General features: G+C 47.5%; 11 protein-coding genes. 9 read left to right on the top strand and 2 right to left on the bottom strand.

Going from position 1 to position 12839, the window contains the following annotated elements:
• Positions 1-77 precede the first annotated feature (77 nt).
• Positions 78-1553 (top strand): DEAD/DEAH box helicase, encoded by a 1476-nt coding sequence (locus ACJJI7_RS04330; RefSeq protein ID WP_444902569.1) that lies wholly within the window; start codon positions 78-80, stop codon positions 1551-1553.
• Positions 1554-1597: 44 nt separating this feature from the next.
• Here the strand turns inward: ACJJI7_RS04330 and ACJJI7_RS04325 are convergent, their stop codons facing one another.
• Entirely contained in the window at positions 1598-2899 is a 1302-nt protein-coding gene (locus tag ACJJI7_RS04325) for an amidohydrolase (RefSeq protein WP_282952306.1), read from the bottom strand.
• Positions 2900-3716: 817 nt separating this feature from the next.
• On the opposite strand from ACJJI7_RS04325, the gene ACJJI7_RS04320 reads away from it, so the two are divergent.
• From ACJJI7_RS04320 to ACJJI7_RS04300, 5 genes are all read left to right on the top strand, one after another.
• A complete protein-coding gene (locus ACJJI7_RS04320; RefSeq protein WP_444902570.1) occupies positions 3717-6074 on the top strand; it encodes an efflux RND transporter permease subunit in 2358 nt (785 codons plus the stop codon).
• Positions 6055-6870, top strand: coding sequence for an outer membrane lipoprotein-sorting protein (locus tag ACJJI7_RS04315; protein ID WP_444902571.1), 816 nt, complete (start codon positions 6055-6057; stop codon positions 6868-6870). The genes ACJJI7_RS04320 and ACJJI7_RS04315 overlap by 20 nt, the downstream gene beginning before the upstream one ends.
• 11 nt (positions 6871-6881) lie before the next feature.
• A complete protein-coding gene (locus ACJJI7_RS04310) occupies positions 6882-8066 on the top strand; it encodes a hypothetical protein (RefSeq protein ID WP_444902572.1) in 1185 nt (394 codons plus the stop codon).
• A gap of 362 nt (positions 8067-8428) precedes the next feature.
• Positions 8429-8680: a hypothetical protein gene (locus ACJJI7_RS04305; protein ID WP_444902573.1), complete on the top strand. Its 252-nt coding sequence runs from the start codon at positions 8429-8431 to the stop codon at positions 8678-8680.
• A gap of 282 nt (positions 8681-8962) precedes the next feature.
• Complete coding sequence (locus ACJJI7_RS04300) at positions 8963-9295, top strand: hypothetical protein (RefSeq protein ID WP_444902574.1); 333 nt, start codon at positions 8963-8965, stop codon at positions 9293-9295.
• Positions 9296-9357: 62 nt separating this feature from the next.
• Here the strand turns inward: ACJJI7_RS04300 and ACJJI7_RS04295 are convergent, their stop codons facing one another.
• Positions 9358-9951, bottom strand: a complete 594-nt coding sequence (locus ACJJI7_RS04295; protein ID WP_444902575.1) for a TetR/AcrR family transcriptional regulator — start codon at positions 9949-9951, stop codon at positions 9358-9360.
• A gap of 452 nt (positions 9952-10403) precedes the next feature.
• Between ACJJI7_RS04295 and ACJJI7_RS04290 the strand changes: the two genes are divergently transcribed.
• The 3 genes from ACJJI7_RS04290 to glk all read left to right on the top strand — a co-directional run bounded on the left by ACJJI7_RS04290 (position 10404) and on the right by glk (position 12767).
• Positions 10404-10703, top strand: coding sequence for a hypothetical protein (locus tag ACJJI7_RS04290; protein WP_282952312.1), 300 nt, complete (start codon positions 10404-10406; stop codon positions 10701-10703).
• 555 nt (positions 10704-11258) lie between these two features.
• Positions 11259-11576 (top strand): DUF1272 domain-containing protein, encoded by a 318-nt coding sequence (locus tag ACJJI7_RS04285; protein WP_445365201.1) that lies wholly within the window; start codon positions 11259-11261, stop codon positions 11574-11576.
• A 228-nt stretch (positions 11577-11804) separates the two neighbouring features.
• Positions 11805-12767: a glucokinase gene (gene glk, locus ACJJI7_RS04280; RefSeq protein ID WP_020414368.1), complete on the top strand. Its 963-nt coding sequence runs from the start codon at positions 11805-11807 to the stop codon at positions 12765-12767.
• Positions 12768-12839: the final 72 nt, after the last annotated feature.

Genomic DNA, 12839 nt, shown 5'->3' with positions numbered 1-12839 from the left:
CCCACTCCGATTTTTAAATTTGCACCCTTGTGGTGCGAATGTGTTTGCTTGCGCCTGGAGCGCAGTTTGAGGTTTTTATGTTGTTTGAAGATCTGGGGCTTGCCCAGGATATTGCCCGTGCAGTTGCAGAGCAGGGATACAGTACGCCTACGCCCATTCAGGCGCAGGCTATCCCTGCGGTAATGAGGGGCAGTGATATTATGGCGGCGGCCCAGACGGGTACAGGTAAAACAGCCGGTTTTACTTTGCCACTATTGCACCGGCTCAGTGCCGGTGAACGTGCCCGTAAGGGGCATGTGCGTGCGCTGGTACTTACCCCAACCCGCGAGCTGGCCGCTCAGGTGTTCGATAATGTGCAGAGCTATAGCCAGTACCTGCCAATGCGTCATGCGGTAGTATTTGGTGGTGTTAAGATAAATCCCCAGATATCCCGCTTGCGCGGCGGTGCCGACATTCTGGTGGCGACTCCCGGGCGCCTGTTGGATCTGCACAACCAGGGGGCAATCCGTTTCGATCGGCTAGAGGCTCTGGTATTGGATGAAGCAGACCGTATGCTGGATATGGGCTTTATCCATGATATTAAGCGAGTGTTGAAGATTCTGCCGGCCAAACGCCAGAATCTGCTGTTCTCTGCAACCTTCTCCCCAGAAATTCGCCAGCTTGCCAAAGGATTGGTGGAGGACCCGCTGGAGATTGATGTCAGCCCTCGTAACTCCACCACAAAAACGGTACGCCAAAAGCTGCACCCTGTGGATAAAGCTAGAAAAACAAAACTGCTTAGTCACCTGATTCGGGAGAATAGCTGGCATCAGGCACTGGTATTTAGTCGTACCAAGCACGGTGCCAATAGACTTGTGAAGCAGCTAGAAGGAGATGGCATTCTGGCAGCTGCTATTCACGGCAATAAGAGCCAAAATGCCAGAACCCGGGCCCTGGCGGACTTTAAAGCTGGCAAGGTGCAGATCCTAGTTGCAACGGATATCGCGGCCCGCGGAATTGATATTGATCAATTACCTCAGGTAGTGAATTTTGATCTGCCGAGTGTCCCCGAGGATTATGTCCACCGTATTGGTCGCACAGGGCGTGCGGGGGCTCAGGGGCAAGCCTTGTCTCTTGTGAGCGCCGATGAAATCAAGCAATTACGCGATATCGAGCGCTTGATTGGTAAACCGATCCCTCGTGAGGAAATTGAGGATTTCGAGCCAGATCATCAGCTGCCGGCCTCAGGCACCCCTAAGCGCAGAGGAGTTCAGCCCTCCCGTTCTGGTGGGGAAAAACGCAGAGAGAGCGCTCGCGGCAATAACGACAGCCGTGGTAGCCGAAGCAGCAAGGACAGTCGTTCAGGTAATCGCGCAAACAGCCGCGGTAATAATGAGGGGCGTGGGAAAAGCCGTTCTCGCAGTAATAACGATAATGGTGGGAATGCTGGGACTCGCTCAAGAAATAATGGCAAGGGGCGAGATAGAGTTGAAGGAACAGACCGCTCCGATTCACAAGGGCTCCAACGTGCACCACGCCGCCGTCCAGCAAGGGGGCGCTCGGAAAGCGCGTAAAATAAAAATAGTGTAAGCGAGCCTCAATGGAGGCTCGCTTACCATTACCGTCGTTTATAATTGGCCATGTAGTCCAAGGTTAGTAAGGTTAGAGCTTCAGTCCCTTTACGCATAGCGCTTTCATCCACATAGAATAGAGGTGAGTGGTTACTGGGGGCTTTGCTGGGATCTTGCCCTTGTGGGGTTACTCCTAAGAAATAGTAAAAACCGGGCACTTCATTGGCGAAGTAGGAAAAGTCTTCCGCACCAGTAACTTTAGGTATCTCTATCACCCGCTTGTCACCCGCTACGGATCTCAAAATGGGGAGAGCCATTTCAGTTAATTCCGCATTGTTGATAGTTACAGGGTATCCTTCCAAAATTTCTACATCCGCGCTAGCGCCAGAACTCTCAGCAATTAATTCAGCTGTTGTTTTCAAGCGCTTGAAAATTTCCGCACGATTATCCATATCAAAATTTCGGATGGTGCCATTCAGATAAACACTATCCGGAATAATATTATTGCGCACACCGCCATCAATGCGTCCGTAAGAGATAACTGCTGGTTCCTTAGTGATATCTATCTGACGGCTGACAATTGCCTGGGTACCCATAACTACCTGCGCGGCTGCAACAATAGGGTCCACTCCGCCCCAGGGGCGGGAGCCATGAGTCTGGTGGCCATTAATAGTGATGCGGAATTCATCAGCGGCGGCCATCAAGGGGCCTGAGCGGTAACCGACTACGCCAGCAGGAAGTGAGGAGGTAACGTGCTGGCCAAAAGCAACATCTGGCTTGTATTTCTTGAAAATTCCCTCTTTGAGCATCAGCTCGGCTCCGCCTTCTTCACCATCTGGCGCCCCCTCTTCGGCAGGCTGGAAAATAAAGAGTACATTGCCGGCGAGTTCTTCACGTAAGCCGGCAAGTACTTCAGCGGCGCCCATCAACATGGCGACATGGGTATCGTGGCCGCAGGCGTGCATTACGCCTACATCTTTGCCCTGGTAAGTGGTTCTCACCTTGGATGCAAAAGGAACATCGGTCCTTTCAGTTACCGGTAGAGCGTCCATATCGGCGCGTAGCGCTACTGTCGGCCCTGGTTTGGCACCTTTCAGAAACCCAACAAGCCCGGTATGGGCAATGCCAGTTTCTACCTCCAGCCCTAATGAACGGAGATGTTTTTCTATATATTTAGCTGTTTCAAACTCGCGGTTACCCAATTCTGGATTCTGGTGCAGGTGGCGACGCCACTCAATAACCTTGGATTCGGTATTTTCCAGTAACTGCTGGGGTTTGGTGTCGGCAGCAGATATTTGAGTGACCAGCAGCGAGGCGCCGATGGCCAAGGGCAGGAGTAATCTCTTCACAGCATATTTCCTTGGTTATCGTTATGGTTATTGGGATTCTAACCTCATAGGCTTTGAAGCTCCGATGACTAATTCAATCAGTGTCCGACTGATGAGGCTTAGGTGGTCGTATTTTTAGGCAATCCTCTCATGCTACCAGGCAATCATAATTTGTTGACAAGATGAACCGAGCGGTTCAAGATTGCTGGCAGAGCTTGTGGGAATCAATACAGCCACAGAAATAATAAGAGGGCATGCGATGCTCGAATGGATACTAGAGGCCGGTCTTTTAAGTGTGTTTGCTATGTAATGACTAGTAAATCCGAACTCTAATGGATCGGAAGGGAAAAGTGCTTATTTCACAGAGTGCATTGTGTGCCCGTTTACTAATTTCATTAGGACTTGAAGGCATGTATTGAGAGATGGAGATTGCCCAACCAATATAAAGGCGCACCCTCTGTCCCGGATTTTTTTCTTCTTCTTAATAATGGGGGATGAAAGGACTTAAAAATTTTGGCTTAACTAGGAATAGCTTTGTTATTTACAACATTAGATTTTTTCTTGGATTCTTATTAAATTAATTTTAAGGTTTTATAGTCATCCTTTAACTGGGAGGGGTGGGTTTGTGCCAATAAAAAAATTGGCTGGTTAATTCAATTAAAAGTTAATATATATAGGTCCGCATTTATTTTGATGCTAATAAAATTACACTGAATTATTTAATGAATTTGTTGCCCACTTTTTAATTTCCTCAATCCGCATGGGGAAATGAAATCTATTAATACTGGTTAAAGACTATTTTTTCTTCTCTATCAGGTAGTTTGAAGGAGCTGCTTTTATGTCTTCCCCCCAATTACAGTCGAATTGGGTTGGCCGCTATGCGGACTGGCTCATTCGATATCGCTGGCTGGTCGCTATTGGTGCCCTGTTGTTAACCTTTCTCGCGGTAAGTGGTGCTAGGTTCCTCGGTTTTAACAACGATTACCGAGCATTCTTTAGTGATGCTAATCCTCAGTTACAGGCCTATGAACAGATTCAGCGTACTTATACCAAGAATGACAACATTCTTTTTGCCATAGTGCCTAAAAGTAGCGAAGCCTTCTCCACGAGTGCCCTAGCGGCGGTGGAAGAAATGACCGAAAAATCCTGGTTGTTGCCTTATGCACTGCGGGTGGATTCTATTACTAATTTCCAGCATACCATTGCTGAGGAAGATGATCTTTTAGTTCAGGATTTGGTGGAAAATGCCAGTGGGCTCAATACCGAAACATTAGCTTCCATTAAATCCACAGCTCTTGCGGATCCTACCTTGAAAGAGCGTCTGGTAAATAGTGATGGCTCTGTGACTGGAATTAATATTACCTTCCAGCTGCCGCAGAAATCCATGAATGAAACACCTGAGGCAGCTGCCGCGGCTCAAGCGCTGATGGAAGAGATTGAAGCTAAGTATGATGTTGAAGTCTATGCGACTGGTATCATTTTGCTAAGTAATGCCTTCTTTGAAGCTTCTCAGTCAGACATGAGTACTCTGATTCCACTCATGTATCTTGTCATCATTGCTGTAGTTTTCTTGCTGGTGCGCAGTGTCAGTGCCACATTTGCCGCGTTATTAGTAATTATCTTCTCCATGGCCGCAGGTATGGGACTGGCTGGTTTTATCGGCGTTAAACTGACTCCTCCCTCTGTATCCGCTCCAACCATTATTATGACCCTCGCGGTGGCAGATTCGATACATATCCTGGTCAGCTTGTTTGCTGCTATGCGCCGTGGCCTCAGTAAGCATGCGGCTATTAAAGAGAGCCTGCAGCTCAACATGGGTCCAGTGTTTCTTACGTCGATCACTACAGCGATCGGCTTTCTGTCAATGAACTTTTCCGATGCGCCCCCTTTTCATGATCTGGGTAATATCACTGCTATGGGTGTGATGGTGGCCTTCTTCCTGTCAATCACTTTTCTGCCCGCACTGATGGCGATTCTGCCGGTCAAGAGCCGTGTCAGCGAATCCAAGATTGGCCGCTCTATGGATGCCCTTGGAGATTTTGTTATAAGTCGCCAACGCCCGATACTTCTGGTTGGTGTCATCATCTCCCTGGCTTTACTGGTTATGGTGCCGCGTAACGAAATCAATGATGACTTCGTTGGTTACTTTGATGAATCTGTAGAGTTCCGGGCTGACTCCGATTACATCAATGAAAACTTGTCTGGTATTTATCAATTGATCTATTCCCTGGAATCTGGCGATAGCAATGGTGTAAGTAACCCTGAGTTCCTCGCTAAGCTGGATCGTTTTACCGAGTGGATGGAAACCCAACCTGGCGTGCGTCATGTCAATACGATTGGCGATACTTTCAAACGTTTGAACAAAAACCTGCATGGTGATGATCCGGCGTATTACAAGCTGCCTGACGATCAGGAGCTGGCAGCTCAGTATCTACTGTTGTATGAATTATCCTTGCCTTATGGTCTGGACTTGAATAACCAGCTTAATGTGGCCAAGTCCTCCACGCAGGTAGTCGTAACCCTCGACAATCTGAAGTCGAAAGAGCTCAAAGCAGTGGCTGACGCCGGCAGTAATTGGCTGGAAAAAAATGTTGGCCTCACTGCTTACGGAGTAGGTCCGGCCATCATGTTTGCGAATATTGCTGAGCGTAATATGGAGGGCATGTTGGTGGGTACTCTGGTGGCACTGGTGCTGATCTCCGCTCTTATTGGTATTGCCCTGCGCAGTGTAAAACTCGGCACCTTGAGCCTGATACCCAACCTGTTACCCGCTGGCTTGGCTTTTGGCCTCTGGGGTGCCCTGGTAGCGGAGGTCAATGTTGCGGTAACCATGGTTACTGGTATGGCACTGGGTATTGTGGTGGATGATACAGTGCACTTTCTCAGTAAATATCTTCGTCGCAGCCGTGCCGGCTACAACGTGGAAGATGGGCTGCGCTACGCCTTCTCTTCTGTGGGTGTGGCAATTGTAGTGACCTCTTTGATTCTGATTGCCGGATTTATGGTACTGGCTCAGTCTTCATTCGGTATGAATTCCTCCATGGCCATATTAACTGCAATTTGTATTCTGATGGCCTTACTGGCGGACTTCCTACTATTACCGATTCTTCTGATGAAACTTGATGCCAAGGCATATGACCCAGCTATCCCCTCTATTGAAAGTAAGGAGCAAGACTATGCAACCCAACCGCTCTAAAAAACAATTTCTGACTCGAGTGCTTGCCGGCACACTGGCACTGGCTACTTTTTCAGTCGCTGCTAATGAACTGGACCTGGCCGCAGAGAAAGGCCTGGAAATTGCGAAAGAGGCCGATCGCCGCGACTTAGGATTCGGTGATATCAGTAACAACCTCACAATGACTTTACGAAATAAATATGGTGAGGCGAGCATGCGCTCTATGCGTACCAAGACACTTGAGCAGGAAGATGATGGAGATAAATCCCTGGTAATTTTTGACAACCCGCGAGATGTGAAGGGCACTGCATTTTTGTCCTTTACCCATAAAGTGGGTTCCGATGATCAGTGGCTCTACTTACCTGCACTAAAACGCGTTAAGCGTATTTCCTCCAGCAATAAATCCGGCCCGTTTATGGGTAGTGAATTTGCCTATGAGGATATTGCCTCTCAAGAAGTGGAGAAATATACCTACAAATATCTGCACAATGAGACTTTTGATGGGCGAGATCACTTTGTTTTGGAATTGGACCCGGTAGATCCTAAATCCGGTTACTCCATCCAGCATATCTGGATTGATATGGAAGAATATCGGGCGTGGAGGACAGATTTTTATGATCGTAAAGGAGACCTGATGAAGACTCTTACGGTTTCCGATTACAACCAGTATGACGATAAATACTGGCGCGCAAATAAAATGGAGATGGTAAATCACCAAACCGGTAAATCTACTGTGTTGCAGTATAGCGACTGGGTTTTTGGCAACGGCTTTACCGATCGTGACTTTACCAAAAACAGTCTGTCAAGGGCGAAGTAGGAAGCGTGCCCATGGCAAACCGAAAAATACTCGCCTTTTTTCCGTTGATGGCTGCATTGAGTCAGGCGCCAGTGGCAAATGAGTTAACCGGTTACGCGGGCCTGGAGGCTCGCGCTTTTACTGCGGACCCAGCAGATTCTATCCAGAGTGATGCAGGGATTTCCGCATCTTTAAGTCTTGAGTATTATCGGGACCTTGACGATGGTAACCAGCGCTTTGTAGCCAGTGCCTTTGGTCGTTGGGATAGCGAGGATGGCGAGCGCAGCCATGGTGATCTCGGTGAGCTGTACTGGTGGAAGGCCTATGATAGTTTTGAACTCTATGCTGGTGTGCGTAAGGTTTTTTGGGGGGTTACTGAAACCCTGCATTTAGTGGATATGATTAATCAGGACGATGCTCTGGAAAATATCGATGGTGAAGACAAGTTAGGCCAGCCCATGGTGAACCTTCTGATGGAACGTGATTGGGGCACTTTAGAGGTTTATGGCTTATTGGGTTTTCGCGAGCGGCAATTTGCTGGTCGTGAGGGACGGCTGCGTTCTTCCCTACCTGTTGATGAGGGTGGGGCAATCTACCAGTCTGACCGGGAAGAAAAACACATAGATTGGGCCTTACGCTACAGTCATGTGCTTGGAGATTGGGATCTGGGGTTAAGTCATTTTTCTGGTACAAATCGGGATCCTCTGCTGTTGCCGAGCAATGATGGCTTGCTCACACCTTACTATGCTCAGGTAGACCAAACAGGAGTGGATATCCAGACTACTCGAGGTGATTGGTTGTGGAAGTTTGAAGCCATTTCTTTTAAGCCGCGCGGTGAAGATCGTCAGACAGCTGCTGTCGGCGGTTTCGAATATAGTTTATATGGTATTCGTGAAACTGTGGCCGATCTTGGCTTGTTGATGGAATATCAATTTGATGATCGCCGTGGGCCTTGGTCTACTGCAAACCAAAATGATATAGCGGTAGGGGTTCGTTACGCTCTTAATAATACACAGGATACTGAGTTCCTGCTGGCAGTAAGTACCGATCTGGATAATGGCAGCCGCTTTACCAACCTGGAAGTTACTCATCGATTGGACGATCGCTGGCTTTTGGAGGCCGAGGCCCGTTTCTTCGGTAATGCCGATGAGGGGGATCCAACTTACAGCCTACGCAACGACGACTATTTACAACTGGAGCTGCGTCGCTATTTCTAAAAAATAGTTTTCACAGGAACCCCCCTGCGCCCTTTCCAAAATCAGTTTTGGAAGGGTGTTTTTTACGATAAGCAGAAGTTGTAGGGGGCTGTCTAGTGGTGAATTTTCGCCACATACTGTCGGTTTTTTTTGCGCTTCCCAGTGTAGAGTGCGGCTTTAGAATATCAACCTGTGATCGGCATCAATCATCGAAATGTTGGAACCTTGAACAATATAAACCTAAAGATAAACCTAAAGGAATTTTCTTTTCTTCCCGGCTTGGGGGAGTCCCCCATCGAATATGCCCCCAGTGTTCGCCATGGAAAATGGGAATCACTGCATTCCACAGCATTATCTGGTCTACAAACAAACCTGGGGAAACTGTGGAACAGTTAATACCCGAAGTTGAGTGCTCGGAGAATTATCCGATATTCGTAGACCAGGATGCCGGGGGAATTTTTATTCAAGTTGGTGTTATTGGTCCTGATAACTACCGGAGTAAGGGTTGGGGAAACAAAATTGCATATGGGCGTAAGTGGCGGGTAGAGCCGGAGTTGCCAACTTCAGAAATTATTCAAACTGTTTTTCTGGCGATCAAAAAAGCGCGAGAGCATGAAATACGTGAGCGCTTTTGACTGAAAGTAGGCTGTCATACCAGCACGCCATTTAATAACCATCATAATTTTTCGTAAATAGCGCGCAACTCTGAGTACTTTATTTTGGGTGATTCACCTATTGATGAAGGTGAAATTACCAATGTGTTACAAAATTGTTTACAGCAGGTTGAATATGCTGGAGCGAATTTTCAACTGTGGAATATGGAAATGCGCTACAAAGGGCAGTAGCTTGTAGATATTTTTATAGAATTGTCAAATGGATGCGATTTACCGGAGTTAGAAACAGGAGAGATTACCCTTTTGTTAACCCAGCTGGATGCCAACACACTGTTATTTGCGTTGATGGATCAGCTCTTAGCCATGAGTAATGACCATGTCGATCAAATTTTTAGTTATGCAGGGTTTCGCCGTTTTAGTCGCACGGTAGACCTTAATAAGATCGCCAGAATGTCTGTAATTCTAAGGCAACAGGGGCATTTGAATAGCGACCAGGAATTTCTGCAAGCCTTTGAGCGGGCAAACGAGGCAACAGATCGGACGAGGATACCACGTCTGCATCCCGGGCCATTGGCCGAGCGCAGATTTAGAGAGCTAAACGAATTTGCACCACTACAAGGTATACTGCCGAAGTAAATTACTTATGTTACTCAGGGCAATGTAATTACAGCGTAAAATAGCTTCAGCCAGCAAGATGATTAGGGCTTGGTGTATTGGCCCAGTATTGCAGTGAGCTGCTGGTAACTGCGTTTGCCCGCTATATTGTTACCAGTACCTTTATTCAAGGCTACAACGCCACGGCTTACAGCCATCACCAGTGCTGCAAGAGCACCACAGTCGGTATCAACCTTCAGCTGGCCATCTTCTACCGCTTTTTGCATTCTGGACTCAATACGCTCCAGCATTTCATTTGTACCTTTGGCCACCAGGTCGGCGAGAAACCCCTCGCTAGCGCCAACTTCCATAGCTGCCATGGTGGCAATACACCCTTCTGGATTTTCTGAGCTTTCCATACCCGCCTGTAGCATCTCCAAAAAGCTGCCCATGGCAATGTTAAAATCCGGGTGGTCCAGGGTGTTCATTGCGTCGCAGGCGTACTGGGAGTGGAAATGCTCCAAGCAGCGACCGTACAACTCTTCTTTACTGTGAAATGAGTTGTAGATGCTCGATTTATTCAGACCCATAGCTGATTCAAGGTCGGACAGGGAGGTGCCTTTGTAGCCCTTCTCCCAAAAGACGCGCATGGCTTTATCGAGGACTTCTGACTCAATGAACTGTTTGCGTCCACTCATGCGTTGTTACCAAACATCAAAAAAATCATATTGACATAACGACCAGGGGGGGGCAAGACATGGAGCGGCACAGAGTAAAATATAGAGTTTCAGGATGTCTATAGCCGTTGATACTGCAGGGTAAGGTTCGTCCCGCTTTGTTTGTAGAGGATAGTTCTGGAGGTGGCTGGTTAGTCAACCTTTACTTCTCAGTTTCACAATCCCCACTAATATTCAGTATAAATTTTACCTTTGTGATAATAAGGTTAATGACTGATTCGTCAGATTACCGTTTACTATTCAAACAATTTTGTACACTTTTATCAGGTTATAAGTAAAGGGATATTGGGTAAAAGTAATACTTTGGGTAGTGCAACCCATCCCAGCTGAATGCCTGGAGACAGTTCCTAAGAGTTGAGTTATTCCCTATGATCTTATTCATTTTATAGGTAAAGATGATAAGGGGAACAGATGTGGGTATTTTCGATAAAGCCAGGGAACTTGGCGACAAGGTCAATGAATCTGTGACCGCATTTAGTAGTGATGAAGTGATTGCCAATACGGTTATTAAAGCGGTAGAAAAACAGGAGAAAGTGAATGCCATTCTGAGGGCCAAGGGATGTAATTATCGTGTTGCTGATATTGATCTGAGCATGGGCATTCCTCCTACTGTAACTTTTGGCGTGCGCAGAATAGACGATGCTGCTGAGAACTATAATGATGAGACTGAGCGTCCTAAACAGGCACAGGAGATTGGGGGCACCCCTTTCTAGTAATAAATTTCAGCGGCTATTTAATCTTTGTCTCTCTGTTGAGTTTGGAACTTTATATCTGATGGAAATTGTAAAGCGTTGTCAATTTGTTGGAGAGAAGGCCTGGCAATCAAAGTTAATTGTCAATATGAAGGGAATTACTACCAAATTGCACTGGATGGACAAATCTTATGTTGGGCATGTAAATGACGGACAGGAGGTTTTGCGGTTATGGATGGAAGCGTGGAAATATTTTACAAGCGTGAAGGTAAGGTATGCTCCGGAGTGCTTAATGCAAGGGGTATATTTTATACGTGGGAAGGTACAGAACATCTCGTACATCCTTTAGGGGTGGCAAGGGTTCTGGTCATAGAGCATGAGAGAGGTATTTAACTGCTTTTCGCTTATTTTAAAAGTGAGGACTTTTTGTAAAACGAGTTTAAGTAGAAGAGAAATTTATTGTTATTTTTTATGAGAAAAATTTTCAGTATAAAAACAGACATGTCTATCTGATTATGGGTTGGTTTTTCTTTTCGATAGATGATCAATTAGTGGAGTTGGCAAAATAATAAAGGAGTGTTTCCAGTGCTGGAGCTGAGGCCGAATTGTGAATGTTGTGATAAAAATCTACCGCCAAATTCTGTTGAGGCAATGATCTGTACTTATGAGTGCACCTTCTGCAAATCCTGTGTTGAAGAGGTTTTGAGTAATGTCTGCCCCAATTGCGGTGGTGGATTTTGCCCTCGCCCTGTACGGCCGCGGTTGGCAAGACGTGAAGGAGTGGGGATCCGGTTTCAACCTGCATCGCAAAAGCGAGTTTTGAGTCGCTACAGTAAAAAGGAGATGCAGGACTTTGCTGTGTCGGTGAAGGGAGTAGCCCCTCAAGAGCGCTGAAAGCCCTTAAAGAGGTATAAAGCTAGTTCGGTTGTTTGACCAAATCTAGCCCTGCAGTCTAGATTTTGCTGTTATTAAGTGCCTAATCGCAAATATGGCCAGTCTATCGACTATCCGGTTCCTCTCCGGGCTGAGATAGCCCCTTTGGCAAACTTTTGGGGCTGGCAATATTTTCTCTGACACCGTAACTTATATCGCCTTTTTTGGGGGGATCTCATAGGGATAAATATGACAAGTATCGTAGCGGATATCGGCGGCACTAATGCCCGCTTTGCCATTGCCAAACCGGTGGCGGCTGGTTACCAGCTTGAAGATCTGAAAGTAGTGGACTGTAAGCGGTTTCAGGGCTTTGATGCCGCCCTGCAACACTGGCTTGATGAACTGGAAGGCCCCCGGCCTGAGAAGGCGTGTATTGCGGCCGCGGGCCCTCTAGAAAAGACCGCCTCCGGTGGCCGCGTCTATATGACCAACCTTGGCTGGAGTATTGATGCAGGAGAGTTGGCCAGGGAGTTTTCCTTTCCGCACCTCGAACTGATCAATGACTTCGCCGCATTGGCGCAATCCCTGCCTCGTCTGGGAAAAGACGATTATGAAGTATTGCGAGATGTTCCCCGGCTGCGGGGTGCGCCAATGGCTGTACTTGGGCCGGGAACCGGTCTTGGTGTAGCAGGTTTGGCTGAGGCAGATGGCCGCTATCATGTCCTTGCTGGAGAGGGCGGCCACGCCAATCTGACAGTATCCACTGAGCGAGAATTACAGCTTCTGCAAATCATGATGAAGAGCCGCGCACCTATTTTTAATGAATGGGTGCTGTCGGGCAATGGCTTGGTGAACCTCTATCGTGCGGTCTGCGAATTGAATGGACAGGAACCGGAAGACTTGAGCCCTCCCGACATTAGCGCGCGCGGATTGGGCGGAACAGATCCCGTATGCCGTGAAACTTTACTGGATTTCCTGAATTTCCTTGGAAGTGCGGCTGGGGATGCGGCGTTGTATATCGGGGCCCGAGGGGGTGTCTTCTTAGGTGGTGGGATACTGCCACGTATTGCGGAACTGCTGCCGGAGAGTGAATTCGAGCAACGTTTTCTGAATAAGGGCCGGGTAGCCCAGTGGATGGAGGCTGTGCCTGTTTATGCACTTAAAGCCGGTTACCAAGCCTTGATTGGCGCTGCGGTACAGCTTGAGGGGTGATTTTCCTGTATAAATAGCCAACATACTAAAGTGTGGGGTGTAGAGATGCGCCCCTGTGAACAAAATCACAGT

The sequence above is a fragment of the Microbulbifer variabilis genome, assembly GCF_056232115.1.
The sequence above is the reverse complement of the archived record's forward strand: the minus strand, read 5'-3'. Positions and strand labels throughout refer to the sequence as shown.

Excerpts from the sequence above, each read along its gene's own strand:
- ACJJI7_RS04330 (WP_444902569.1), top strand. The coding sequence starts at position 78 with ATGTTGTTTGAAGATCTGGGGCTTGCCCAGGATATTGCCCGTGCAGTT.
- ACJJI7_RS04315 (WP_444902571.1), top strand. The coding sequence starts at position 6,055 with ATGCAACCCAACCGCTCTAAAAAACAATTTCTGACTCGAGTGCTTGCC.
- ACJJI7_RS04295 (WP_444902575.1), bottom strand. The coding sequence starts at position 9,951 with ATGAGTGGACGCAAACAGTTCATTGAGTCAGAAGTCCTCGATAAAGCC.
- ACJJI7_RS04320 (WP_444902570.1), top strand. The coding sequence starts at position 3,717 with ATGTCTTCCCCCCAATTACAGTCGAATTGGGTTGGCCGCTATGCGGAC.
- ACJJI7_RS04310 (WP_444902572.1), top strand. The coding sequence starts at position 6,882 with ATGGCAAACCGAAAAATACTCGCCTTTTTTCCGTTGATGGCTGCATTG.
- glk (WP_020414368.1), top strand. The coding sequence starts at position 11,805 with ATGACAAGTATCGTAGCGGATATCGGCGGCACTAATGCCCGCTTTGCC.